We start from the raw sequence: 26069 nt of genomic DNA, 5'->3' as shown, positions 1-26069 counted from the left end.
CGAACCTTTTTTAATCGAGGCTAAATATATTGACGACTAAACGAATAGCCATCACCCCAGGCGAACCCGCTGGGATTGGTCCAGATTTAGTTATCCAACTCGCTCAGCAGGCTTGGCCTGCTGAGCTTGTTGTTTGTGCGGATCCTGAACTTTTAGCTTCCAGAGCTAAAATGCTCGGCCTACCGCTGCAACTTAAACCATACCAACCTAGCCTTGAGCCGAAAGCCCAAGAAGCTGGCACCTTGACACTTGCGCCCTTTTCTCTCAAAACAGAAGCCCAATGCGGCAAACTCGATGAGCAGAACAGCGCCTATGTAGTACAAACTCTTGGCTATGCTGGCGAAAAGAATATGAACGGTGAGTTTGATGCTGTAGTAACAGGGCCTGTCCATAAAGGGATCATCAACCAATCCGGTATCCCCTTTAGCGGACATACCGAGTTTTTTGCCAATCAAGCAAACTGCCAAGATGTGGTCATGATGCTAGCAGCGCCGGGTTTGCAGGTTGCATTAGTTACAACCCATATTCCATTGGCCTATGTCTCTAAGGCCATCACTCGGGATCGCCTACATCAGATCATCAAGATCTTACACACAGATCTTGTCACAAAATTTGCCATCAAACAGCCCAAGATATATGTATGTGGCCTTAACCCTCATGCAGGCGAAGATGGACACTTAGGTCGGGAAGAGATAGACACCATTATCCCGGCTTTAGAGGAGTTGCGTGCTGAAGGTATAAGCTTAGTAGGCCCACTGCCCGCAGACACCATATTCCAAAGCAAGTACTTAAATGACGCAGATGTCATACTGGCGATGTATCATGATCAAGGCCTCCCAGTTCTTAAGTCTCAAGGATTTGGCAGCTCAGTGAACATCACATTGGGGCTTCCCTATATCCGTACTTCAGTGGATCACGGTACAGCCCTTGAACTCGCCGGAACCGGTAAAGCAGACATAGGTAGTTTTGTCTGCGCACTAAATAAAGCCATAGATTTGGCAGCAAAAGCTGAGTAGTAAAAAAAGTAATGAGTAATAAAGTACACTTGGGCCACACGGCCAGAAAACGCTTCGGACAAAACTTCTTGACCGATCACAATGTTATCAATCGTATTGTTGGAGCTATCTCTCCCGACAACGATCATGTGATGGTAGAGATTGGTCCGGGTCTGGCCGCCTTAACTGAGCCGGTAGCTAATGCTATCGATAAGCTTACGGTAGTCGAGCTGGATAAAGATCTGGTTGCACGTCTTCAAGAACACCCAACCCTAAAGGATAAGCTTGATATCCATCAAGGTGACGCACTTCAATTTGACTTTAGTCAACTAGTTGAAGAGGGTCGTCAGATGAAGGTGTTTGGTAACTTACCCTACAACATCTCTACTCCCTTGATGTTTCATCTGTTCGAGTTTGCAGAGCAGATTGAAAACATGCACTTTATGTTGCAAAAAGAGGTGGTACTCAGACTTTCAGCGAGCCCAGGAACTAAGGCTTACGGCCGATTAACTGTCATGGCGCAATATCACTGCCAAGTGATGCCTGTACTTGAAGTGCCACCAGGAAGCTTTACTCCACCGCCAAAAGTTGACTCTGCCGTTGTCAGGCTAGTTCCTTACAAGGTGAAGCCTTGGCCATGTAAAGATGTCGATCAACTTAGACATTTAACAACCACGGCATTTAATATGCGCCGTAAGACACTGCGAAATAACCTTAAGCATATGATCTCCGATGAAGAGTTTGCACAGTTAGGCATAGACGCAACACTCAGACCAGAGCAGATAACTGTCGAGCAATACGTTGCTATGGCAAACTTTGTGGTTGATAAGCAGTAACATAATCTGCTATTTGTAGAGATGAGTAACCACATCAAATAGAGGAGGGCTTGCCCTCCTTTTTTAAAAAAGGAACCCCATGACTGAGCTTGAAACATCAATTAAAATTGACGTGAAAACAGAGTATATCGAAGATCAGTCCTCCCCCAATGATGAAAGGTATCTTTTTCGATACACAATCACCATTATCAATTTAGGGAAAGAGCCCGTCACTCTCAAAACGCGTTACTGGTCGATCACAGATTCAAATCAACACCTTAGTGTAGTTCAAGGCGCAGGCGTAGTCGGCGAAACCCCGACCATTGAGCCTGACACAGCCTACCAATATACCAGTGGAACAGTTTTAGAGACTCCATTTGGTGTTATGGAAGGCAACTATGGCATGGTCACTGAAAATGGAGAGATGTTTAAAGCTAAGATCCCCCCTTTTCGACTATCAATTCCAGGCCTGCTTCACTAAATCAATTTAATTGACTAGATTAGTCACACCGTTAGTGCATTTTTTATCTTTTTCTCCCTGTTCCACTTTCATTTAATTCTCTCGAGAAGTTAGAATTAGAGCATTGATTAAAAGGATAAAAATACATGGCGAACTATTTTGTTGGGGATATTCAGGGCTGCTTCGATGAATTAACTCTGCTCCTGTCTAAAGTTGATTTTAATCCCTCACAAGATCAATTATGGGCAGTAGGAGATCTCGTTGCCAGAGGTCCAGGCTCACTCCCTACACTGCAATACTTTAAGGCTCTCGATGGCGCTGCTAACGTCTCATTGGGCAACCATGATCTCCATTTAATGGCTGTCCACAGTAAAATAAAAAGAGCAAATCCAAAAGATAAACTGGAAGCCTTACTGACCTCATCTGACATAAATTCACTCATCGGCTGGCTGCGACATCAACCTCTTCATCAAGAGTTACCAGAACATAGTCTAGTAATGAGTCATGCTGGGGTGCCGCCTCAGTGGGATATCTGTACTCTAAGAGATGAAAGCAAGCGAGTGACTCAAGCACTGCAAGCTCCCAATTATCAAAAAGCACTGCTAGAAAAAATGTATACTTCAGGTTCAAACCAATGGCATTCTAATATGGATGAACTAGAGAGGAAGATATACTGCATCAATGCGCTAACACGAATGCGTTTTTTGCATAGCGATAACAGCCTAGATTTCGATTGCAAACTCTCCCCTGCCGAATGTAAAGCTCCCGATCTCACTCCCTGGTTTGAGTTAGAGGGAAAAATTAACAAAACACACACATTAGTTTTCGGTCATTGGGCTGCAGTCATGGGCAAAGTTAGCTCATCTAGAATAAAAGCCTTAGATACAGGCTGCTGTTGGGGGGAATATTTAACCCTTTGGCATCTGGAAACCGATGAAAAAATTACCCAAAACAAGTTAAAAAAGAGTTAAACTAACTCCAGCACTGGTCGATAGATAAACAGTTGTTCATAAATGTTCAAGCCCTGAATTTAAAATAATTTATAGCTAGGGAAAATAATAATACTAAAACGGAGCCCCCTATGAAAATGAATGTCGCCACAAGAGTCATTGGCGGATTTAGTGTCGTCACCTTACTCTTGATAGCACTAGGTGGCGCCTCTTTGCTCACCAATAGCGAACTAAAATCAAGTACACAAGTTCTACAAGAGCTTAGCTTACCAGCCCTAGAGTCAAGTAGCCGCTTGATACAGGGGCTTTCTTTGCAAGAGAAGCAGATTTTAGTTTCCTACCATTCGACTAAATCTGAGCAGCTTCCCCCGCTAAAAGCTCAATTTACCAAACAGAGTCAATCTTTTAATACTGAGTTAAACACACTCTCTAGGCTTGTAAGCTCCCAAGAACAAGCTAATTTCACGGATGTAATAACCTCGGTTAGAACCAGTTATCAAGACTTTGTTGCCGAAGGTAACAAGATGATTATTACTCGTGAAAATTCACTTATCACGCAAGAAAAGTTACTTATCAAATTAGAGAGTTTAGAGGAAGCTGCCGATGATACAGCTTCTCTACTTCTTGATCTGATCGATCTTGAAACCAGTGAGGATCTGACAGATCAAGAGATAGCGGCAACTGCAGGCAACATAGATAACAGCCTCAGCGGTATCGTGAGTACCAACTATGATCTGGTAAACAGTCAGTCTCAATCACAGTTTGATACCATCTCCAAAGAGCTTGAGTACTTGATCAATGAAGCAAAAAATAAACTCGAATACGTTAGCCGTCACTGGGAAGGTGTGGTCGATGAGACTTTGATGGCTGATATCAACAATGAAGCCGATAAAGTTTTTAGCATGCTAAGTGGTAGCAGCTCTATGCAGGCAATGAAGGGGCGTCAGCTCAGCTTTAATGCATCAGCAGATCAGATGCTAAATAAAGTAAACAAAGATGCTGAAAATCTCAATGTGACCATGAATGAACTGATTAAAAAGGTCGAGACCGTTTCCGCTCAGATCAGTAACAAAGCCATTGACGGTATCGATCAGGCCAGCATTAACACTATTATCTTAATGGTTATTGTTATCTTTGTAGCCGTAGGTGTGAGCTACGCAGTTATCAGCCCTCTTAGACGTTCGCTAAACAAAGTTAACACAGCGCTTAATATTTTAGCCTCAGGTAACTTGACCCATAAACTGGATGACACAGGTCATGATGAGTTTGCAGAACTGTCCGGTAACTGTAATCGACTCGTTGATAGTTTACGGGATCTTATTCAGGGGATCTTAGATCGCTCAAACCAGCTGGCTGCAGCGGCAGAAGAGACATCGGCGATCACAACCCAAACTACAGTTAGCATTCAGGAGCAAAAGAGCCAAGTAGACCAAGTTGCAACAGCAACCACTCAGCTAAACTCAAGTGCTCAACAGGTCACAACCAGTGCTGATGATGCCCTGCAACAGATCAAACAAGCCGATGAAGAAGCGCAACATATGCGCGCCATTGCCGATGAGAATAAGCAGACAATATTGGCTTTAGCCGATGAAGTGGCGAAAGCAGGTCAAGTTATCAATAAGGTTCATACTGACAGTGCCTCGATTGGTTCAATCCTAGATACCATTCGCGGCATCGCTGAGCAGACTAACCTGTTGGCATTAAACGCCGCAATTGAAGCAGCAAGAGCGGGTGAGCAAGGACGTGGATTTGCCGTTGTAGCCGATGAGGTTCGAAGCCTAGCCTCAAGAACTCAGGACTCGACTCAAGAGATCCAGCAGATGATCCAAGTACTGCAAGCGGGAACCCAAGAAGCGGTATCTGTTATGGAGTTAGGTCGCAGTCAGGCAAGCTCATGTGTCGATAAAACTGAGCTGGCAAACATGGCACTGCAAAGTATCAGTGAAGCAGTTCATCATGCCCATGACTCTGGCACCCATATTGCTCACGCAGCGCAAGAGCAAAGCCAGGTAAGCCAGCAAGTATCAGAGATGCTTGAACATATTGCCGCAATATCTGAGGAGACGGCCTCAGGAGCCGATCAGACCGCGCAATCAAGTCATCAGGTGGCTCAGCTTGCCGAGGAGTTACAAGCTTCTGTAGGCGAGTTTAAAGTTTAAAAAGAGAGGTTTATAGCGGCAGGTATAATACCGCTAAAGAGATAAAAAAATACCGGACAGATGTCCGGTATTTTTTTACGCTTAATATCAATCGATACTTAGATACTTAACTATCCGCCAGAGATACGAGCTTTAATCGCAGAGTTAATAGCGCTAGCACCATGACCATTAGCATCAGCCCAAGCTGAAATACTAGTACCATCGGCTTCAACAGCTTGTAGTTCTGAGACTGGAAGGCGCTTAGCCACGAAGGTCCCCACTTTATCTGAACCGCTTTTAAATGCTGTGCGAAGTAGGCTATCACCATTACATGAGATGCTTGAATAGATATTACGTAGCTTGACGCGGTTCTCTTTTAGTTTTTTCCGCAGTCTATTTTTATCGTCAGCCTGAACATAGTTACAGATATTTGCAGCTAGCTGATCATTGGCATGGGCAGGAAGCGTATAGCTTGATGCTGCAATAATAGCAGCTATCGATATAGGCAACAGGCGCATCAGGTACTCCTTTAATATTTATTAATTATTATGTTTTTAGGCGGAGTACCGGTAGGGCGATGTCCGCACTTGCTATCAGGGAATGTAGCAAGCACTTTAATTTAACATTTTTTCACCAAATTGATAAAGCGATATTCCAAACCTTTATCATTTACGCCAACATCTTCATCAAGTAGCAGCCAACTTCCATCATCCCAGCTCGGGAAATGGGTATCCCCGTCGACATCTAAGTTGATCTCTGTGAGGTATAACTTATCTGCTAGGGCTAACGTTGCGCTATAGAGCTGTCCACCACCGATAACGACTAACTCTTCAATATCACCTGCTGCGCTCACAGCTGCATCGAAGGAGTTGACACATGTTACTCCCTCAATTTTTAACCCCTCTTGACGGCTAATAACAATATTGTGGCGTCCAGGTAGTGGTCGACCAATTGAATCGAATGTCTTACGGCCCATGACAATAGGCTTGCCTAAGGTCATCGCTTTAAAATGGCGAAGATCTTCAGGAAGGTGCCAAGGCATCTGGTTATCTTTTCCTATAACACGATTGTTAGCCATCGCGGCAATCAAGGCAATTTTCATACTATCTCCGAGGGTTTCTTATTGATTTAGTTGAGAGTAAGACAATGATTTCGTAGAGTTATATCACTGGCCGAGTTCTGAAATAGAGTAGACTCGGCATCGCCAGCCCGACAGATAACGCACCTAATATAAATACCGTTTTCAAGCCATTACTGATAACAGCAGAGGTGAGCTCAGGACTTATCTCTGACTGAGCCGTCAACTGAACTAAGGCTATCACAGTATTAAATGCATACGTTCCCGGGATCATGGGAATGATTGCCGCAACTGCATACATCAAAGGCGGCGCTAAATGACGCTTAGCAAAACCAATAGTCACCAATCCAACCAAGGCGGCAGCCACAAAGGTTGCCCACTCTATGGGTAAGTTAACGTGTAACAACAAGGTTCGACAGCTATGGCCTAAGGCTCCAGCCATTGCACAATAAGGCAAAAATCGCTTAGGGACATTAAATACCATCGCAAAGCCGACGGCAGGAATAGCGGAAAAGATGGCATCATTGAGCAACGTTAATAACAGCTCCATCATAAAAACAGCCCACCCAATTGCATCGCGACGGTGATCCCAATAACGGAAGAGACTGTCAGTAGCGTCGCATGTCCCCAGCGGGAGATCCCAACATTTAGATGCCCTTTCACCATATCTGAAATTGAGTTAATCATCGGAAAGCCTGGCACTAACATCAAAACACTGGCAGCCATAGGTAATTTAGGAGTTTCAGTCAGTGAAAACTGGTAGCCAACTTGCGCAATCATGCTGGTCACAAACGCGGTAACGGCAAAATTAAGCAGTAGATTAAAGTGATGCTTAGCAATTGATAACCGTACAAACATGCCGATGGAGGAGGCTAAAAAAGTGATAATGCAAGCAGCAAGGTCGCCGCCAAACAGATGACAAAAACTGGCACATGATAATCCTATCATGGGCACTAAATAACGTTTTGGATAAGTTCTTGGCTCAATACGAGAGACCCGCTTTCTCACCTCGTCAATGCCATATAAGCCCTTCTCGGTGAGTAAACAGATCCGTTGTAGCTCACAGATAATGGTCATATTAATGCCGTGTTCACGGGTTCTACGTGTCGTGGTAATACAGCGACCATGGACCAAGCTAGTTAACACAAGGGAGTTTGAGGAGATGGAGATCTCTACGCTGGCTAAGCCTAAAGCATGACCAAGGCGCTGACTTATCTCTTCGACAAGCTCTGATTCAGCGCCATAGGCCAACAGGAGTTGAGCCACTCGGACAACTTGCCGAGTTATATCATTTTGAGTATCGGCGTACACACTAGTCTCAAAAAAAATATCTCAAAAATACTGGAAAAAATTAACGCTTCTTACCTTTGATAGATCACTTTTACGTCGTAATCATCATCGTCGAAGTCATCATCGTCATCAAAATCATCTTCAAAATTTTCATTTAATGACTCGTTTGCATTCTCATGGTAGTTATCCCACTTGAATTCAACTTCAGCCTCTTTATCTATCTCTTCCTCTGGCGGTAAAGCCTCGATAAAGTCAATAAGCTTAAGGCTTAATGCTTCAGTACCTTCGCGGTTATAGGCTGAAATAGTGTAAACATCGCCTTCCCACTCAAGCTCTTTAACGATATGGGCAACACGCTCTTTAAGCTCATCTTCAAGCATAAGATCAGTCTTGTTAATCACTAACCAGCGTGGCTTGCTTGCAAGTTTAGGTGAGTGTTTTTCAAGCTCAGCAACAATTGCGCGAGCCGATTCCACAGGATCAGAGCCATCGATAGGATCGATATCTAAGATATGCAGTAATACACGACAACGCTCTAGATGCTTTAAGAACTGAACACCCAATCCAGCCCCATCGGCAGCACCTTCAATCAGGCCTGGAATATCAGCAATAACAAAGCTTTGGCCATGTCTTGGATTAACAACACCAAGGTTAGGCACTAATGTAGTAAATGGGTAATCGGCAACCTTTGGCTTGGCTCTTGAAACAGAACGAATAAAGGTAGACTTACCCGCATTAGGCATACCTAAAAGACCCACATCAGCAAGCAGCATCAACTCAAGTTTTAAGCTGCGCACTTCACCTGGAGTCCCTAGAGTCTTCTGTCTTGGTGCACGGTTAGTACTGCTCTTAAAGCGCGTATTGCCTAATCCGTGGAAGCCGCCTTTGGCAACTAACATTCTTTGACCATGTTTAGTCAAATCACCAAGAGACTCTTGCGTCTCTTCATCGATAGCACGGGTACCAACTGGCACTGTAAGAATTAAATCTTCGCCACCGTGTCCTGTACAGTCACGACCGCGGCCATTTTTGCCACGCTCTGCACGATGAAAACGCTCAAATTGAAAATCGATAAGGGTGTTATAACTCTCATCGGCTTGCAGATACACACTGCCACCGTCACCACCGTCGCCGCCATCTGGGCCACCATCGGGTACATATTTCTCACGTCTAAAACTGACGCAACCACTACCACCATCACCAGCTTCGACTCTGATCACAGCTTCATCGACAAACTTCATACCTACTCCGGGCGCCACAGAATAAAAGAATTATACTTCTTTGTGATTCATGTAGCCAAAAAATTTTTACCATAAACAATAAAGCCCCACCAAAGGCGGGGCTTTAATAAGCAATCTTAGCGTTAGCTAAAGATTAGCCTTCGATGCTAATAAACTTACGGTTATTAGGACCTTTAACTTCGAACTTAACTTTACCGTCAGTCAAAGCGAATAGAGTGTGGTCACGACCAACACCTACGTTTACACCAGCGTGGAATTTAGTACCACGTTGACGAACGATGATGTTACCAGCAAGAACTGATTCACCACCAAAACGCTTTACACCAAGACGTTTGCTTTCTGAATCGCGGCCGTTACGAGTAGAACCGCCAGCTTTTTTATGTGCCATGAGTTATATCTCCTAATTAAGCGTTGATAGCTGTAATTTTAACTTCGGTGAACCACTGACGGTGGCCCATTTTCTTGTCGTGGTGCTTACGACGACGGAACTTAACAATAGTTACCTTCTCGTCACGGCCGTGGCTAACAACTTCAGCAACAACCTTACCACCTTCAACTAAAGGTGCACCAACATGTACAGTCTCACCGTCTGCAACCAAAAGAACTTGGTCAAATTCAACAGTTTCGCCTGTAGCGACTTCTAATTTTTCTAAACGAACAGTATGGCCTTCGGCAACACGATGTTGCTTACCACCACTTTGAAAAACAGCGTACATAGCTATTTCACTCCGATATTTCTAACACGCCGGCTCAACTCTGAGGCAGGGGTGTATAAAAGCTTTAATGACAATGGTCGCGGAGTTTACGCTAAGAACACCAAGCTGACAAGCCTTAATTCAATAAGAATAAAAAAAGAACGGAATTACTCCCAGTATCGGCTTCTTATGATGCCTTAGAGTATATTTTTAGGTAGAATCCCAATCATTATAACATTTAAGCCATAAATGGGGTGTCTAATATCTATTACTCCCCACCAACCAGAGCCTATATATGGATTTGAACGCTATTCGTCAGTTAGCCGACAACGACATGCAAAACGTCAACAAGCTAATATACAAACAACTAGAATCTGATGTAGCCCTGATAAATCAGTTAGGCTTCTACATTATTAACGGCGGCGGCAAGCGTATGCGCCCCCTACTCTCTATCTTAGCAGCACGTGCGGTTGACTATAATGGTGAAGCTCACCTTAAACTTGCCGCAATTATTGAGTTTATCCACACAGCTTCACTGCTTCATGATGATGTTGTTGATGAGTCTATGTTACGCCGCGGAAGAGAAACTGCTAATGCCCTTTTTGGTAACAGTGCCAGCGTACTAGTCGGAGACTTCCTCTATACCCGTTCATTCCAGATGATGACAGAGCTGGGTAGCATGGAGGTGCTTGAAGTTCTTGCCGATGCAACCAATGTGCTCGCCGAAGGTGAAGTGCTGCAGTTAATGAACTGCAACGATCCAAATACTACCGAAGAGAGCTATATGCGCGTCATCTACTGCAAAACGGCCAAGCTGTTCGAAGCTGCAACCCGTTTAGCAGGTGTGTTAGCTGACAGCCCTAAAGAGATGCAGGTCGCTTTAGCCGACTATGGTAAATATTTAGGCACAGCTTTCCAATTAACAGATGATCTACTTGATTATACAGCTGATACTGAAGAGTTAGGTAAAAACATAGGTGACGATCTTGCAGAGGGGAAACCCACTCTGCCACTTATCTATGCTATCGCCCACGGCTCAGAAACAGAACAGGCGCTTATTCGCACAGCAATAGAGAAAGGTGATGGTACAGACAGTATCGACCCAATTTTAGCAGCACTCGATAACTGTGGCGCACTTGAATACACCTATAAACGTGCTCAGGAGGAAGCTGAAAAGGCCATAGGCGCACTTTCTATCCTTCCGGAGAGTGACTACAAGCAAGCTTTGATTTCACTTGCTAAAATAGCGGTAGCTCGTAACCATTAATTTTATATAGATTGCTAAACTCAATCCCTGCGATCAGGGATAAGTAATCTGACTATCAAGGTCTTCAGCGTTCCATTCGCTTTAAAGACATTTCCCATATCCCTATGGGTCAGTGATAGGAATGCACAGAGATGTAGGAACATCTCCTGCCATGTACAAAAAAGGAGCCGTTAGGCTCCTTTTTTATTATCTGATGTGATTCAGACAATCATTACTTAACGAACTCAACACCTAGTTTGATGTCGGCATTAAGTGTATCTAACATGGCATCGCGTGCGTTTGCTTCAAACTCACTCACATCACCATAGGCTAGCACTTTCTCTACGCCATTCTTACCAAGTAGTATTGGTTGTGCGAAGAACTCTGCATGCTCACTGCCACCATCGACATAAGCACACTCAACAACGTTAGCTTCGCCTTGAAGACCACGTACAAGTGATAGACCAAAACGACAAGCTGCTTGGCCCATTGAAAGTGTTGCACTGCCGCCGCCAGCTTTAGCTTCAACAACTTCAGTACCAGCATTTTGGATACGAGTTGTTAATGCAGCAACCTCTTCATCACTGAAGCTTACGCCTTCAATTTGAGAAAGAAGTGGAAGAATCGTCACACCACTGTGGCCACCGATAACATTGACATTCACATCGGCAACGTTAAGACCTTTTGCTTCAGCAACAAAAGTTTCAGAGCGGATCACATCTAAAGTTGTCACACCAAATAAACGATTTTTATCGTATACACCTGCCGCTTTCAACACTTCAGCAGCAATAGCAACTGTTGTGTTTACTGGGTTAGTGATAATTCCGATAAGTGCTTTAGGGCAAGTTGCAGCACATTTTTCAACTAAGTTTCTAACGATACCAGCGTTGATGTTAAATAGATCTGAGCGATCCATTCCAGGCTTACGAGCAACACCCGCTGAGATAAGAACAACATCAGCACCTTCAAGTGCAGGCGAAGGATCTTGGCCTGCAAAACCTTTAACTTCTACAGCTGTCGGGATATGACTAAGGTCAACGGCAACACCAGGTGTTACAGGAGCAATATCATATAGTGATAGTTTAGAATCGGCAGGCAATTGTGTTTTAAGTAGTAGGGCAAGAGCTTGTCCAATACCACCTGCGGCACCAAGTACAGCAACTTTCATAGTTATCTCCGTCTTTTCTTAGGTGTTTTGTGATGTAGGTCTACATTCAAGATGTCGGCAACATTACTGGAATCACAAAGAGATTTCAATTATCCCTTAGTCGTGGTTAGGCTTTTATGGTCATTATGATTAATAAATAGTCTAAGAACGTCATATTTCAAGCTTGAAGTGGCTTTTTCAGCGTAATATCGCCATTACTTATATAACTAAGGATGATCTTTAGGCCTCCTTGCAACATTAAATTGCATTCTTATTCATTAAAGTCGGGTATTTGTTGACAAAATCGACTAATATATTCAAAATACCTCAGTTTTTTGAATATAGAATAATAAAATTATGCAGGCAGCAAAAACTCAAGACGAGCTCGTTAAGACCTTTAAAGCAATTTTAAAAGAGGAGCGATTTGGCTCCCAAAGTGAAATTGTTATCGCACTTCAAGCTGAAGGCTATAACAATATCAACCAATCTAAAGTATCTAGAATGCTCAGTAAGTTTGGCGCCGTTCGTACACGTAACGCCAAGCAAGAGATGGTCTACTGTCTTCCAGCTGAGCTAGGGGTGCCTACGGCTGGCAGCCCGCTGAAAAACTTAGTATTAGATGTTGATCATAACCAAGCCATGATCGTTGTAAGAACCAGCCCAGGTGCTGCACAGCTTATCGCTCGCTTGCTTGATTCGATAGGCAAGCCCGAAGGGATACTGGGTACTATTGCTGGCGACGATACCATCTTTATTACGCCATCAAATATCCAAGAGATCGACAAAACATTAATTACTGTCAAATCGCTATTTAATTTTACTAATTAAATAGCAAGGTAGAGTCGATAGACCTCATCGCTCATATAACGCACCTTTAAGGTGCGTTTTTTATGGCAGTGCTATAAAGAATTAATCCGCAGCTTTTTCCATAAAATCCAGTGAAGGAGCAAAGAAAGAGGAACCTGTTAGTGCTTGGGTAAAGTGAAGTAAGTGATCATGATGTCCATGTCCATCTCCCTGAACCATACTTTCAAGCATCTTTTCAAAGTTAACTGAATTCCCACAGTTTGAGATAAACATAAGCCCCTGCTCTTTAACCGAACCATAAGGCATACTTTGTCTCAAAATCTCCATCGAATTCCCCTGCTCATCTTTAAGGTTAACTCGTTTAATGTGGCTGGTTAACGGCTTGTCAGCAGATGCATACTCAATATTGTCCTGCTTAGTGCGGCCAATGATATCCTCCTGCTTCTTTTGCGGGAGTCTATGCCACTTACTTAAATTATGTGCGTATTTCTGTACATGAATATAGCTGCCAGCTTTGAAAGCCTCATCTTCACTGCCTACTAATGCAACCTCTTGGCGATTACGCCCTTTTGGATTTTCTGTGCCATCAACAAAACCTGTGAGATCGCGATTATCCATAAAGCGGAAGCCACGCTCTTCATCAACAAGTTCAACAAGCCCCTCAAGCATTTGGCACACTTCATTAGCAACCAGATGTAGAATATCGAAACGGTCACAACGAATATGCACAAAAAGATCATATTCCAGCGCTGGCGCATCACGGTTATCCGCATTCATCGCAGGAAACGGTTTCAACTGTGCCGGGCGGGCTGATGGATATAAGCTATCCCAATAGTTAGCACCGATAGCAACAAAGCCATTGAATGCACTATCAGCATATTGATCACTAAGCTCATAGACATACTGAGCTACGTTAGCTAGACAAGGTCGTAACTGAGATTCGACGCCATCATTAGCATTAAACATCAAATACACGCTGTGCAAATTACCTTCAGCACAAACACCCAACTGTTCACGAGGCATAACCTGGTTATCCATCTCTTTAATCACCCTTTAGCACTAATTTATTATCGGTAGCATTATCTACAATTTTAGCTATTAATGATATTAACTAACGCACATTTAATAGGATTACTATCCATCAACAAACTAGCATACATTTCAACTATATTAACACCTAACTCTAAGACTTGAGACATCAATATCCCGATGCTTGTCCATCCTTACGGCTTTCAGAAGCCCCTCGATAAACGCCTGTATCAGAATCCACTGCTATTGCCTGATAACCACCAAACCCGCCTAAGTTATCTTTTAAACTGTGACCTTTCTTAATTAACTCTCTTCGCGTCTGAACAGAAAAACCAGATTCCAAACTAATATATCCACCATCAGACATCTTCTCTCCTGTGGGCTGAGATGAACCAGAGTGCAAAATTCTCGGTGCATCTCCCGCTTCCTGTAGGTTCATTTTAAAATCGAGCAGGTTAATTAAGATCTGTGCATGCATCTGAGGTTGAGTGGCACCACCCATGACGCCAAAACTCAACCAAGGCTTGCCCTCTTTAGTGACAAAAGCTGGAATAATGGTATGGAAGGGACGTTTACCTGGAGCATAGCTATTAAAACGTCCAGGGCTAAGATCAAACAGCTGACCACGGTCTTGCAATACAAAGCCTAAATCTGGCGGCGTCATACCCGACCCCATCCCTCTAAAGTTACTTTGAATTAACGACACCATATTTCCTTCACTGTCTGCGGTAGTCAGGTACACAGTATCACCATGCATTAATGCAGGGTGGCCAGCATCAACAACTTTTTGAGCCTGATTTACATCAATAAGCTTGGCCCTTTGGTAGTTATACTCCTCAGAGATAAGCTCAGCCACCGGGATCGCGTTAAAGTCCATATCAGCATAAAACTTAGCTCTGTCGGCAAAAGCCAACTTTTTGGCCTCAACAAAATGATGAATATATTCAGTGCTCCCCAGCCCCATCTGCGCAAGATTAAATGGCTCTAAGGTTTTTAAAATCTGTAATGCTGCAATACCTTGTCCATTGGGGGGAAGCTCCCACACATCATAGCCGCGGTAATTCACTGAAACGGGCTCGACCCACTCACTCTTATGCTCGCTTAAGTCTTCATAAGAGAGGTATCCGCCCTGCTCTTTCATATATCTGGCAATGCTCTTAGCGATAGCCCCTTGATAAAAAGCCTCTCTCCCACCTGATGCAATTTTTTCATAGGTATTCGCTAACGCTGGATTTTTAAAGATCTCACCACTCTTTGGCATCTTGCCGCCTGGCATGTAGGTCTCTTTAAAACCAGGATATTGAGATAATTTAGGTGCGCTTCGTGCTAAGTAGTAAGCGATAAGCTCTGAAACAGGAAAACCTTGGCGAGCATAATCGATTGCAGGGGCTAAGTTGGTAGCCATTTTAAGCTTGCCAAACTTATCATGAAGTTCGAACCAAGCATCCACTGTACCTGGAACTGAAACAGGCAAAGGCCCATAGGGAGGGAGATAGTCTAGATTTAGCTGTTTTAGTTTAGCTAAAGTTAAGCTTTTTGGGCTTCTGCCAGAACCATTAATGCCATAAAGGCGTTTATCTTTGGCGCTCCAGACAATGGCAAACAGGTCGCCACCGATACCAGAGCCTGTAGGCTCTACTAGCCCCAACATCGCATTGGCAGCGATAGCTGCATCAACAGCACTGCCACCTTGTTTAAGAATATCCAGAGCCACTTGGGTTGCAAGGGGCTGGCTGGTCGCAGCCATGCCATTGGTCGCTAGGACCTCAGAGCGTGTCGCAAAAGGTTTTCCTGTTATTCTATCTGCTGCATTAGCCCCGAATGTCGCTAAGGTGATAAAGACGACTATTATTTTTATTATCATAATCCCTCCAATAGTGACAAGCTATCACGAAGTGGGGATTGTACCCAAACAACTTCAAGATGCAGGGTTCAGCATGTCGAGAAGAGACAGAGTTCAAGGCATGAAATAGTAGGACTAGTTATTCTCGGCTCTGGCATCCTGCTTCGCCCTACCTTCTGCATCCATACAGTCGTAATTCAATATTTCATAACACAGAAAAATGTTGCTTCTCGCCGTGCCCTACGGGAGTTCCCGTAGAATCGCTGCACTGCTTTAGTGATTTCAACAAGGGAATAACCATTATCCTCAATCACTGCCTTGTTCAGCTATCCTACGGGGGCTCTGAAACGAGCACCTTGAGGTAGCTTGGGTATAAATCATCAAAACATGACCAAAGGGTGAACTGGGGTTGTCAGAGTCACTCGTTGACCCGGAACTAATTGACTAAGTTGGCTATTCACCTCATAACTCTGCTCAGCAACGTTAACCTTATAATGGCAAGTATTCCCTAAAAAACGACGCTCTAAGATCACTCCAGTTCCAGCGTCATCGGCTACAATCTCCAGCTGCTGTGGCCTCAACATCAACTCTCCCTGATAATTAAGCCCATGCTTCAACTCAGCAGTACTCTTAAAAGTTCCCAAGGCAGTCTCAACACTGGTGCTACTGCTAACCCTAGCTTGAAGATAGTTACCAGCCCCCAAAAACTCTGCAACATACCTGTCATTAGGTGAACTATACAGCTCCTCAGCCGTGCCATATTGCGCTATCCGTCCTCCATTAAAGAGGGCTAACTTATCTGCAAACACAAAAGCTTCATCTTTACTGTGAGTCACAAATACCGCGCTGACATTACTCTCTTTCAAGATAGCACGGATCTCCAGCATCATCTCACCACGCACCTTGGCATCGATATTTGAAAAGGGTTCATCAAGAAGTAAAAGCTCAGGTTCATAGGCTAATGCACGCGCAATGGAGACTCGCTGCTGCTGGCCTCCAGAAAGCTCATGGGGAAAACGCTGACTTAACCCATCGAGCTTAACTAGTGAAAGCATCTCATTAAGACGTCTCTTACGCTGCTCTTTATCGCCCCCCTTAACTCCAAAAAGTATGTTGTCAGCCACATTCAGGTGAGGAAATAGGGCATAATCTTGAAAAATCATGCCTACACCACGCTGTTCACTTGGTACAAATACGTTTGAGCCAGAGAGCACTCTCTTATTGATACATATCTCGCCTTGGCTGATGGTTTGCAATCCAGCGATGGCCCTTAAAAGCGTGGTTTTACCACAACCACTAGGACCCAATAGTGCCGCAATCTCCCCCTTTTTAAGGGTAAGATCTAGCCCTTTAAGAACCTGTTGTCCTTGGTAATCACTATGAACATCACTAATAGTTAACGTCGACATACAGACCTACTCCGGGATACTAAAAATTTCAAACAACACTGAATCACCCCTGCTGCTCCAGTGAGCGGTTCAGATAGATAAGCGGAACTAAACCAACCAAAACAATCACGATTGCAGCCAAAGCACCATGCTCTAACTGTTCATCGGAGACAAACTGAAATACATAAGTCGCCAGATTTTCAAAGCCTACGGGCCGCAACAACAAGGCTGCTGGCAGCTCCTTCATGCACTCGATAAAGACAAGCAACATACCCGCGAATATCCCTTTCCTTAACAGAGGTAAGTGAACACGCCAAAGTAATGAGCTAGGCTTTAATCCCATTGTTATAGCAGCCATGTCTAGAGAGGGTGAGATACGTTTATAGCTGTTCTCCACACTGCCAATAGCGATAGCTGAAAAACGAATACAGAAGGCAAAAATAAGTACAAATACACTGCCGGTAAAGATAAGCCCAGGACCTTGTTGACCTAGATACTCATAAAGATCATTAACCGCAAAGTCCAGATAAGTCAGGGGAACTAAGATACCAATAGCCAAGACAGTACCTGGAAGCGCATAGCCTGTTGAGGATAAACGTGAGGGGAGCAGATCGGCTTTTCTTGGGCTCACTCGGCTGATAAACATTAACAATATCCCAAGTGTTACTGAGATAACACTGACTATCGCCGCAATATAGAAGCTATTAAAGCTAAACGCTAAAAACTCAACATGCCAACTTTCATCAAAATATTGCCATGCATAGTTAAGTAAAATGATAAAAGGCAGTAGAAATGAAACAAGAAGCAGAAGAGTACAGTATCCCGTTGCGAGCAGGGCTTTAATCCCCTTTAGAGAGTAAAGCTCACACGGTTCTGCCCCACTCTGTTTTTGAAACAACTGCTGTTTTCTACGAGCAAATCGCTCAAAACCTATCATAGTGAAAACAACAAGTAACATAATTGCCGACAACTTCGCCGCCGCCGATAAGCTCCCATACCCCAGCCAAGTGTCATACACAGCCGTGGTTAATGTCGGTACAGCAAAATAGCTCACAGTGGCGAAATCCGCAGCCGTCTCCATAGCAACTAAAGCAACCCCAACAGCGAGTGCAGGCCTTGCCATAGGTAAACTAAAACGCCAGAAACTCTGCCAAGGACCACACCCCATAACCCGTGTAGCATGCTGCAGGCTCGAAGACTGCTCCATAAACGCAGTTCTTGCCAACAGGTAGATATAGGGAAACAACACAAATGCTAGCATCATGGAAGCGCCGCCTAAACTGCGCACTTCAGGAAAATAGTAATCTTGAGGAGAACCCCAACCAAAAAAGCTACGCAATGCTGACTGAATAGGTCCAGCGTAATCCAGCAGATCCGTGTACACATATGCCACCACATATGCAGGCATGGCTAAAGGCAACAATAATGCCCATTGAAATATAGCGCGCCCAGGAAAGTGGCACTTTGCGACTAGCCAGGCGGCTGGTGTCGCAATCAAGATAGCACCTAGACAGACCCAGAACATCAATAGAAGAGTGTTACTGATATAAGTAGGCAACACAGTATCGAGGAGGTGGCCAAATACAGACTCATCAGGGATCATCGCCTGAATAAGAATTGCCACAAGTGGAAGCGTGATCACTAAGGCGACAAAATAACCAGCCAGCGACCAACGTTTGGGTAAACCTAAAATCATCAATATTTCCACTAAAGCTTATAGGGATATTATCCACTACAAACCTAAATTTAAACTTAAATAGAAACGATTATTAATTGTAAAAAAATAGCAGGCCCTACAAAGCAGGACCTGCTATTTTAATCTAAAAAAAAGTTATAGGTCGAACTTAACCTCATCTAGCATCTTAACCGCAGCATGATGAAACTCTGCAAGCTTGTAGATAGGTAAACTATCCGCTTTAAACTCTCCCCAAGATGCTACCAAAGCAGATGGCTCAACATCCGCTTTAACCGGGTATTCCATGTTCACTTCAGCATAAGCTTTCTGCGCTTTATCACCCGACAGATACTCCATCAATTTAAGTGCATTATCTTTATTACGAGAGTGTTTAGCCAACGCCATACCAGAAACATTGATATGAGAACCTAAGTTGTCTTGATTCGGGAAATTAATCTCAACCGCTTCAGCCCATGGTACCTGTTTAGGATCTTGCAACATCTTACCTAGGTAGTAGCTGTTCCCTATGGCTAGATCACAAAGCCCCTCTTTAACCGCTTTAACCTGAGCACGATCATTCCCCTGAGGCTTACGAGCTAAGTTTGCTTTTAATCCAGTCAGCCAAGCTTTAGTTTCGGCCTCACCGTGATGAGCGATCATCGAAGCAACCAAAGAGATGTTATAAGGGTGCTTACCACTTCGAGTACAGATTTTTCCTTTGTATTTGGGATCTGCCAGATCTTCATAATTAATATTGAGCTTACCTAAACGCTCCTTAGAGGAGTAGACATTGCGCACTCGCATTGTCAATGCATACCAGGTCTCGTCAGGAGAGCGGTACTGGGCTGGAATATTACTGCTTAGCAGTTCACTGGAGGCTGGAACCACGAGCTCTTTATCAACTAATTCCATTAGGCGATAAAAGTCTGATGTAAGCACCACGTCGGCAGGTGAGAGTCTCCCCTCACGCATCATTCTTTCGGCAATCCCTTTTTTGGAAAAGACCACATCAACATCGATCCCCGTCTCTTTAGTAAAGTCATTTAGGATTGGATCGATTAAAAAAGCTTGTCGGTAGGAGTAAACAGTTAATTTATCTGCGGCATTGGCAACAGAGGCGAAACACACAAAGCCTAGAACTGCCAGATTTTTTATTATTTTCATCTATATACCCTATACAGCGCACCAAAGCCAACATGGCGATGATAATAGTTATCAATTGTACTTAGAGTAATAAATCCGCCGTCAATGAGCAAGTTTTGTTATCGAAATTGTTAACTCATACACATACTGCTCCCTTCTCATAGGATAAGTCAGAGCGTAACTGACGAAGGAGATATCCTTATTCGCCTCATTATTCAGGCAGATACATTTTATCGAACTACAATAAAATCAGAGACTCTTATATAAAGGAAAATATGCTCATGCTTGGGGGGATCCTTGTTCTGTTGATCATCGCTGTCAGCTTTTATATTTACCATCAACCACATAGAAAACGTAAAAGAGCGGCTAAAGCCGCTCCTACACACATTACCGAATCGGCTCCCGAGGTGAAAAGCACCCCGTTTTGCTCAACCGAACACCCTTACCATTGTGTCACCATTATTCAAGGCGAGCCTGCTTGCCAAGCAGTAAAAGAGATAGATAACACTTACTACCTCTCACACGAAGCGCCTCATATCCCACTAAAAGAGTGCGACATTGCTCAATGTAATTGTCACTATCAACACAAGGAAGATAGACGAGGCACTCAGGAAAACAGAAGGTTAGACTTTGGCGTAACAAGGGAACTATATGGAGCCTTCGGCGAAAAAAACCGCCGAAAACTCTCGCGAGGCCGCCGTAAAGAGGACCGTGGGGAGGAGTAGGTTAAAATGATGGCTCAGATTAAATTGGTCTAGTACTTTTCATCATTGAGAGGTGTTCAAAGCCAGACAACCAAGTTGCTGTCGCTGGCACCACTTTTCTCCATTGCAGATCTGCATGCCTAAAGTCGAGATATTCAAGTAGGCAGGCTAATCCTATCTGCTGAATCGTCAACTGAGGACTCACCATTACCCCCGATTGCTCTATCTCTTTTAATCCACGAAGCAGAGCCATCTCGAATCTAGATGTCCAAAAAAGCGAACGCTTCCCCTCTAGCTCTCGCATCTGCTCCTGCCTAAGCGCAACTGCTGAGTCTAATAAGCCATTAATCAGTGACAGCTGACACTCATTTTTCCAATTATACCCATATTCACCAAATAGGCGATTAGCGCCAAACTCATGATCTAAATAGCGTAAAATCACTTCACTGTCATAGAGGGACGAACCATCATTAAGCTGCAAGCAGGGAATTTTTCCTAACGGGTTCAGCTCAAGCAAGAGCTCACTATTTTCCATAGGATCAACAGTGCACTCCTCAATACCAGTAATCTCAAGATGACGGATTAAGACCCGAACACAACGAGAGTACGGGGAAGCATCTGAATACAGTAATCTCATTTTATCAATCCCTTGCTCCAAAAGATAAGCGCTACCAATACTTCTCTATCGTGATCTGACCAGGGGCTCGTCGTAAATTCTTACTCAGCCCTTTCTCAAGTAAAATATTATTAGCATCCTTAATCATCTCAGGATTACCACAAAGCATCACCTGTGAATCTTCAGCGGTAACCTTAAGCCCAAGACGCTGCTCAATTTCACCAGATGCTAAAGCAGTGGATATTCTAGTCTCTAACGCATCAGGGTATGATTCTCGAGTAACTGAGAAAAGTAATTTAAATTGGTTAGGGTAACGCTTTTCAAGTGCTAATAGCTTCTCTTTATAAGCAAGATCTTTCGCTTCTCTCACACCATAAACGAGGATAATATGCTCAAACCTTTCCCAAGGCTCATCGGTTTCAAGAATGGAGATAAAGGGGCCAACCGCAGTTCCTGTGGCCAGAAGCCAAAGATCTTTCCCTTGAGGTGGCACCTCATCTAATGTCATAAAGCCTGCCGCTTTATTGGACACCTCAATATGGTCACCAACCTTAAGCTGTTGCAGATTTGGGGATAGCAGTCCGTCGAGTACCGACACAGCCAAAACTTCAACGTAATCAGAATTAGGGGCATTAACAATAGAGTAAGCTCTGCCGATCCTCTTATCATTAATTATCTGACTTAACTTAATAAACTGACCTGCGATATAAGGTTCGATACTAGCTTTGATCTTTAAAGAGAATAAATTGTCACACCATTCCGTTCGTTCAATAACTTCGCCATCAACCCACATTCATCGCTCCGATATCTATAGTTTTCCTAATTGATATTTAGCATATAAGAGGGGGTAATACCAATTGGGCTTGCTAAAGATTAAGAGGATATGGCTGCATCACCTTTGTCAGAGCTGACACTCTCTTTAAATGCTAATAGCCCATCTTGAACCAAGGAGTAGGTCTGCTCAACACCATCAGCGATGTCACCTTCCAAAACTTGTAAGCCGTTTAGAATATCTTTAGCCTCATCAAAGCCTTGATCGATCGCCCCACCAATGATCTCCATAAATGAGGTCAACTGCTCATCGAATGACATATTGGAGTTCTGCTCTTGGTATAAGCTAAAAAAGTTAGTGGCAAAACTGACGATCCTGTCAGCGGTTGCTTCAGGCGATGTATCAACCCCATTGTCATAGGCTGTTTGTAACGCATTCTCACCCATTGAGGGAGCTAACTCTTCATTAATCGCTTCAATTGCTGCACGGTAAAGCAGTACAAGTGGTTCATTACTTGAGCTTAAGCTGACCTCTTGCTGTGCTGAAATAATGGCTGAGTTCATCAGCTGTTTACTACTGGCGTAAGCCGTTTTATTTGTCGCCACCTCAGAGACTGACTTTCCATGATTCTCGGTTGTCTGAGTATTACTTTTTGCAGCTTGGGATACTTCTGCGCCATGGTTTTTAATTTCCATAACAGCCTCTCAAATGATAACTTTATACAATCATTATCGACCATTTTTTATGCAACTTTAGTTTTTATTAATTTAATTTGTTATCTTGCTATATTCGAAAAAATAGGTGACTAAATATGACAAGATTTCTCTTATTCCCCATTATCTTATTACTCTTTTTTACCACGCCTCTTCTTGCCTCAGAACCTAAGCTCTCAGCTATCGAACCAGAGGGTAAAGTCGTTATCTTGGTAAGGCATGCAGAGAAGCAACAACACCAAGGAAAAGATCCAGCCTTGACGCCAGCAGGTGAGCAGCGCGCGGATCTACTACGCCTTGCGCTAAAGGAGATGCCACTCAGTGCCCTATACGCCACTCCCTTTAAGCGCACTCAAGCCACCCTTAAACCTATCAGTAAAAGTAGAGATATGGTGATAAAAATCATGGGACTAGAGGGTGGAATAAAAAAACATATAAGAGAGGGAGCTAAAGCCATTAAAGCTGAAACTGGCAATGTGCTAGTCGCCGGTCACTCTAATACGATTTCAATGCTTATTACTGCATTAGGCGGACCTGAGATCGACAAAATAGCTGAAACTGACTACAACAATATATACATTTTATCTATCTCACCTGATAACAAGGTTGGCTTAATCCACACAAAATATGGTGATTAAACAGATAGATATTATAACCTAGCAATAGGGAAGAATTAGAAATGAATATTAGCAATTAGTATAATTGCTCAAATATGATGAGTTACCAATAATGAGTGCTGGCGTTTTATTGAGACATGCTTCACAATCCGCGCCTGTGAAAACCAATACACCTAACAAATTAATGAGGAGTTCGAATTGAGTTCAGAATATGTAAATCAAGTTCCATCAACTAAGGAGCCGTCACTAAGCTGTCAAAGCTGTGAACGCTTTACGGTTATTGAGGGAGAGACGATTTGCTATCACCAAGGCGAGATCATCAGCTTATTACCTATGCCAACTGAACCTAAAAATATCAGTTTGTCATGCAAAGGCTGGAAGACCAAATAGAGTTCAGCACAATAGCTTCTACTCTTTTTAGCTAGAAGACTTTTTTAGCTAGAGACTAAGTCAAGTTGGAAGACTAGCATTAAGCTTACGCGCGCATCATGCCCACATAATCATTCTCTGAAAATTTAGTTTCACGAATAATCCCATCTAAAGCGATGCTGGGCTTGATTTCGGCTAAGGTTAAGCCTCGAGTTGTCACACGCATTCCCGCAGATAACTCCTGATAGATGGTAGATAATTCACTCTGTGACAGCCCGCGTTTTTTTAAGGTTGCCATTATCGCCAACCAATCAGTATCAACAGTGCTATCCTGACCTTCAATGTTGACTTGCAAAGGAATATTCTTCATCAATTATCTCACCAAGTTGTTATCTTTGAGTATGGCTATTATACAACTGCTTAGCTGAACCTATGCTGAACTCTCATTTTTGATTTTGGATAGTCCACAATTTGGAATATAAACCATTGTTTTTTAATAGAGATGAATGGTCGCCTGTTTCAACAATTTGACCTTGGCTCAACACTATAATCTGATCGGCATCAACCACGGTCGATAATCTATGTGCAATCACCAAGCTTGTATGCCCCTTAGCCACCTCTTTCAATGCGGTTAATATCGCCTGTTCAGAGTGACTATCGAGTGATGATGTCGCCTCATCAAACACTAATAAAGGAGAGCCCTTTAAGATCGCTCTTGCAATCGCAACCCGTTGTTTCTCACCGCCAGAAAGCTTTAATCCCCTCTCTCCTACCTTAGTATCCCAGCCTTCGGGCAGGGAGCTAACAAAGTGAGCAAGGTGCGCCATCTTAATAACCTCAGCAACATCATCATCACTAGCACCTGGCCTGCCATAACGAATATTCTCTAATAAGGAGTCATTAAAGAGCACTGTATCTTGGGGCACTATCGCTATGGATTGCCTCAGAGCATGTTGAGTTAGTGAGTCAATATTTACCCCATCTAAACTGATGCTACCGCTATCTACATCATAAAAACGAAACAGAAGTTTCACTATGGTTGACTTGCCGGCACCACTATCGCCGACAATCGCCACTTTCTGACCCGGTAAAATAGAGAAGCTGATCGATGTTAAGATCTGACGGGAATCATAGCTAAAGCTAACATCCTCAAATGTTAATTCACCCGCTCCTATCGCCAGCTTTTTTGCATTCTCTTTATCTTCAATCAGAGGCTTTCTGTCTAATAAGCCAAACATACGCTCAATATTAGCTAGTGCCCCTCTGATCTCGCGATAGACAAAACCTAAAAAGTTCAGTGGAATAAATAACTGCATCATAAAAGCATTTATCAACACAAAATCACCTATAGTCATTTCGCCACTCACCACGTGAGATCCTGCTAAGGCGAGCATCAAGGTCATTGCCGTTGAGATAATAAACGCTTGACCCGCATTGAGCGCAAAAAGAGATAAACGATTCTTGCGCTTTGCATGCTCCCACTCCTCCAGTGCCATGTCATACCTTTGCGCTTCATAGGTTTCATTGTTGAAATATTTTACCGTCTCATAATTAAGCAAGCTGTCTATTGCACGAGAATTTGAGTGTGAATCGGCTTTTGCTGCCTCTCTCACAAAACCTGTTCGCCACTCTGTAGCTAATACGGAAAAAGCCACATAGGCCACAACAGCTCCTAAGGTAATCGTTGCAAATGCAACCCCATAGTTGTAAAACAGAATGCCTATCACCAGAGCGATCTCTAATATTGTCGGCACAATATTAAACACCATAAATCGCATCAAAAAGTTAACCCCGCTGGTTCCCCGCTCTATGTCCCTGGATAAACCTCCGGTCCTGCGCTCTAGGTGAAACTCGAGATCTAATCGATGCAGATGCTCAAAAACAGACAGGCCTAAACGACGTATAGCACGCTCAGTCACTCGGCCAAAAAGGGTATCTCTAACTTCAGAAATAAGGGTGTTTAACAGGCGCAGTGACCCATAAGCGATAACCAAAGAGATAGGCACGCTAATCAACTGCTCAGGTGACGCTTCAGTCAATGTATCAACTAGAGATTTAAGCACAAAGGGTAAAGAAACACTGGCAACTTTAGCGATAATTAAACATAAAAGAGCTAAAGCAACGCGCTTTTTATACTCAAAAAGGTAGGGCCACAGGAGTTTAAGCACATGCCAATTTAGTTTATCTACAGGTCCATCGAAATAGAGAGAAGGGCGCATTAAAATTCCATTTATAAGTTTGTTGAACTAAAAAATCTCGGTATGACAGATTAAAGTATATTCAATTTTCATCTTACCAACCCTGTTTAATTAAAACCCAAGTAATACTTTTGACTGAC

At 43.4% G+C, this 26069-nt stretch carries 28 protein-coding genes; 10 read left to right on the top strand and 18 right to left on the bottom strand.

The genetic code is table 11. The features are described 5' to 3' along the window. Positions 1-29: 29 nt before the first annotated feature. The 5 genes from pdxA (at position 30) to K0625_RS06965 (ending at position 5379) form a co-directional block, all read left to right on the top strand. Positions 30-1016, top strand: a complete 987-nt coding sequence (gene pdxA, locus K0625_RS06985) for a 4-hydroxythreonine-4-phosphate dehydrogenase PdxA (protein ID WP_012323655.1) — start codon at positions 30-32, stop codon at positions 1014-1016. An 11-nt stretch (positions 1017-1027) separates the two neighbouring features. Continuing rightward, the gene (gene rsmA / locus K0625_RS06980; RefSeq protein ID WP_220109034.1) at positions 1028-1831 is read left to right on the top strand and encodes a 16S rRNA (adenine(1518)-N(6)/adenine(1519)-N(6))-dimethyltransferase RsmA; all 804 of its coding nucleotides are present in this window, start codon (positions 1028-1030) and stop codon (positions 1829-1831) included. Between the two features lie 79 nt (positions 1832-1910). After that, the gene (gene apaG, locus K0625_RS06975; RefSeq protein WP_012323653.1) at positions 1911-2291 is read left to right on the top strand and encodes a Co2+/Mg2+ efflux facilitator ApaG/CorD; all 381 of its coding nucleotides are present in this window, start codon (positions 1911-1913) and stop codon (positions 2289-2291) included. A 125-nt stretch (positions 2292-2416) separates the two neighbouring features. Then, complete coding sequence (locus K0625_RS06970) at positions 2417-3241, top strand: symmetrical bis(5'-nucleosyl)-tetraphosphatase (protein WP_220109033.1); 825 nt, start codon at positions 2417-2419, stop codon at positions 3239-3241. Between the two features lie 110 nt (positions 3242-3351). Next, positions 3352-5379: a methyl-accepting chemotaxis protein gene (locus tag K0625_RS06965; RefSeq protein WP_220109032.1), complete on the top strand. Its 2028-nt coding sequence runs from the start codon at positions 3352-3354 to the stop codon at positions 5377-5379. A 110-nt stretch (positions 5380-5489) separates the two neighbouring features. Here K0625_RS06965 and K0625_RS06960 read toward each other — a convergent pair whose 3' ends face one another. From K0625_RS06960 to rplU, 7 genes are all read right to left on the bottom strand, one after another. Then, complete coding sequence (locus K0625_RS06960) at positions 5490-5876, bottom strand: DUF3718 domain-containing protein (RefSeq protein ID WP_220109031.1); 387 nt, start codon at positions 5874-5876, stop codon at positions 5490-5492. Positions 5877-5977: 101 nt separating this feature from the next. Then, the gene (gene folA, locus K0625_RS06955) at positions 5978-6460 is read right to left on the bottom strand and encodes a type 3 dihydrofolate reductase (RefSeq protein WP_220109030.1); all 483 of its coding nucleotides are present in this window, start codon (positions 6458-6460) and stop codon (positions 5978-5980) included. 58 nt (positions 6461-6518) lie between these two features. Further along, positions 6519-6989 carry a threonine/serine exporter family protein gene (locus tag K0625_RS06950; protein ID WP_220109029.1) on the bottom strand — a complete coding sequence of 157 codons (471 nt, stop codon included), beginning with the start codon at positions 6987-6989 and terminating at the stop codon, positions 6519-6521. After that, the gene (locus K0625_RS06945) at positions 6986-7747 is read right to left on the bottom strand and encodes a threonine/serine exporter family protein (protein ID WP_220109028.1); all 762 of its coding nucleotides are present in this window, start codon (positions 7745-7747) and stop codon (positions 6986-6988) included. The genes K0625_RS06950 and K0625_RS06945 overlap by 4 nt, the downstream gene beginning before the upstream one ends. Positions 7748-7797: 50 nt before the next feature. Next, a complete protein-coding gene (gene cgtA, locus K0625_RS06940; RefSeq protein ID WP_220109027.1) occupies positions 7798-8967 on the bottom strand; it encodes an Obg family GTPase CgtA in 1170 nt (389 codons plus the stop codon). Positions 8968-9100: 133 nt separating this feature from the next. Then, a complete protein-coding gene (gene rpmA, locus K0625_RS06935) occupies positions 9101-9355 on the bottom strand; it encodes a 50S ribosomal protein L27 (RefSeq protein ID WP_012323645.1) in 255 nt (84 codons plus the stop codon). 16 nt (positions 9356-9371) lie between these two features. Further along, positions 9372-9683, bottom strand: coding sequence for a 50S ribosomal protein L21 (gene rplU, locus K0625_RS06930; RefSeq protein ID WP_012323644.1), 312 nt, complete (start codon positions 9681-9683; stop codon positions 9372-9374). Positions 9684-9957: 274 nt separating this feature from the next. On the opposite strand from rplU, the gene ispB reads away from it, so the two are divergent. Beyond that, positions 9958-10929, top strand: coding sequence for an octaprenyl diphosphate synthase (ispB, locus tag K0625_RS06925; RefSeq protein ID WP_220109026.1), 972 nt, complete (start codon positions 9958-9960; stop codon positions 10927-10929). A gap of 211 nt (positions 10930-11140) precedes the next feature. On the opposite strand, the gene mdh is transcribed toward ispB, so the two are convergent. Next, on the bottom strand, positions 11141-12076 hold the full coding sequence (mdh, locus tag K0625_RS06920; protein WP_012323642.1) for a malate dehydrogenase: 936 nt from the start codon (positions 12074-12076) through the stop codon (positions 11141-11143). A 336-nt stretch (positions 12077-12412) separates the two neighbouring features. Here mdh and argR point away from each other — a divergent pair, with 336 nt between their 5' ends. Further along, the gene (gene argR / locus K0625_RS06915; protein WP_012323641.1) at positions 12413-12883 is read left to right on the top strand and encodes a transcriptional regulator ArgR; all 471 of its coding nucleotides are present in this window, start codon (positions 12413-12415) and stop codon (positions 12881-12883) included. An 81-nt stretch (positions 12884-12964) separates the two neighbouring features. On the opposite strand, the gene K0625_RS06910 is transcribed toward argR, so the two are convergent. The 5 genes from K0625_RS06910 to K0625_RS06890 form a co-directional block, all read right to left on the bottom strand. Further along, a complete protein-coding gene (locus K0625_RS06910) occupies positions 12965-13900 on the bottom strand; it encodes a Dyp-type peroxidase (RefSeq protein WP_012323640.1) in 936 nt (311 codons plus the stop codon). A 160-nt stretch (positions 13901-14060) separates the two neighbouring features. Continuing rightward, positions 14061-15755 carry a gamma-glutamyltransferase gene (gene ggt / locus K0625_RS06905; protein WP_220109025.1) on the bottom strand — a complete coding sequence of 565 codons (1695 nt, stop codon included), beginning with the start codon at positions 15753-15755 and terminating at the stop codon, positions 14061-14063. Between the two features lie 359 nt (positions 15756-16114). Further along, positions 16115-17143: an ABC transporter ATP-binding protein gene (locus K0625_RS06900; RefSeq protein WP_220109024.1), complete on the bottom strand. Its 1029-nt coding sequence runs from the start codon at positions 17141-17143 to the stop codon at positions 16115-16117. Between the two features lie 43 nt (positions 17144-17186). Beyond that, positions 17187-18818, bottom strand: a complete 1632-nt coding sequence (locus K0625_RS06895) for an ABC transporter permease (RefSeq protein ID WP_220109023.1) — start codon at positions 18816-18818, stop codon at positions 17187-17189. Positions 18819-18953: 135 nt separating this feature from the next. Further along, entirely contained in the window at positions 18954-19961 is a 1008-nt protein-coding gene (locus K0625_RS06890) for a Fe(3+) ABC transporter substrate-binding protein (RefSeq protein WP_220109022.1), read from the bottom strand. 254 nt (positions 19962-20215) lie between these two features. On the opposite strand from K0625_RS06890, the gene K0625_RS06885 reads away from it, so the two are divergent. Then, complete coding sequence (locus K0625_RS06885; RefSeq protein ID WP_220109021.1) at positions 20216-20665, top strand: hypothetical protein; 450 nt, start codon at positions 20216-20218, stop codon at positions 20663-20665. Positions 20666-20684: 19 nt separating this feature from the next. On the opposite strand, the gene K0625_RS06880 is transcribed toward K0625_RS06885, so the two are convergent. The 3 genes from K0625_RS06880 to K0625_RS06870 all read right to left on the bottom strand — a co-directional run bounded on the left by K0625_RS06880 (position 20685) and on the right by K0625_RS06870 (position 22727). Next, on the bottom strand, positions 20685-21281 hold the full coding sequence (locus tag K0625_RS06880) for a glutathione S-transferase N-terminal domain-containing protein (RefSeq protein WP_220109020.1): 597 nt from the start codon (positions 21279-21281) through the stop codon (positions 20685-20687). Between the two features lie 31 nt (positions 21282-21312). Beyond that, positions 21313-22053 carry a ferredoxin--NADP reductase gene (locus tag K0625_RS06875; protein ID WP_220109019.1) on the bottom strand — a complete coding sequence of 247 codons (741 nt, stop codon included), beginning with the start codon at positions 22051-22053 and terminating at the stop codon, positions 21313-21315. Between the two features lie 80 nt (positions 22054-22133). Then, positions 22134-22727, bottom strand: coding sequence for a DUF5610 domain-containing protein (locus K0625_RS06870; protein ID WP_220109018.1), 594 nt, complete (start codon positions 22725-22727; stop codon positions 22134-22136). Positions 22728-22843: 116 nt separating this feature from the next. On the opposite strand from K0625_RS06870, the gene K0625_RS06865 reads away from it, so the two are divergent. Together K0625_RS06865 and K0625_RS06860 are read left to right on the top strand one after the other, a co-directional pair. After that, positions 22844-23383: a histidine phosphatase family protein gene (locus K0625_RS06865; protein WP_220109017.1), complete on the top strand. Its 540-nt coding sequence runs from the start codon at positions 22844-22846 to the stop codon at positions 23381-23383. Between the two features lie 177 nt (positions 23384-23560). Further along, positions 23561-23752: a hypothetical protein gene (locus K0625_RS06860; protein ID WP_012323630.1), complete on the top strand. Its 192-nt coding sequence runs from the start codon at positions 23561-23563 to the stop codon at positions 23750-23752. 85 nt (positions 23753-23837) lie between these two features. Here K0625_RS06860 and K0625_RS06855 read toward each other — a convergent pair whose 3' ends face one another. Both K0625_RS06855 and K0625_RS06850 read right to left on the bottom strand, forming a co-directional pair. Beyond that, positions 23838-24101, bottom strand: a complete 264-nt coding sequence (locus K0625_RS06855; RefSeq protein ID WP_220109016.1) for a hypothetical protein — start codon at positions 24099-24101, stop codon at positions 23838-23840. Between the two features lie 73 nt (positions 24102-24174). Beyond that, positions 24175-25950 carry an ABCB family ABC transporter ATP-binding protein/permease gene (locus K0625_RS06850; RefSeq protein ID WP_220109015.1) on the bottom strand — a complete coding sequence of 592 codons (1776 nt, stop codon included), beginning with the start codon at positions 25948-25950 and terminating at the stop codon, positions 24175-24177. Between the last annotated feature and the right edge of the window lie 119 nt (positions 25951-26069).

Source organism: Shewanella nanhaiensis (assembly GCF_019457885.1).
In the GTDB taxonomy this organism is placed as follows: Bacteria; Pseudomonadota; Gammaproteobacteria; order Enterobacterales; family Shewanellaceae; genus Shewanella; species Shewanella nanhaiensis.
This window is presented reverse-complemented; position numbering and strand designations above follow the sequence as displayed.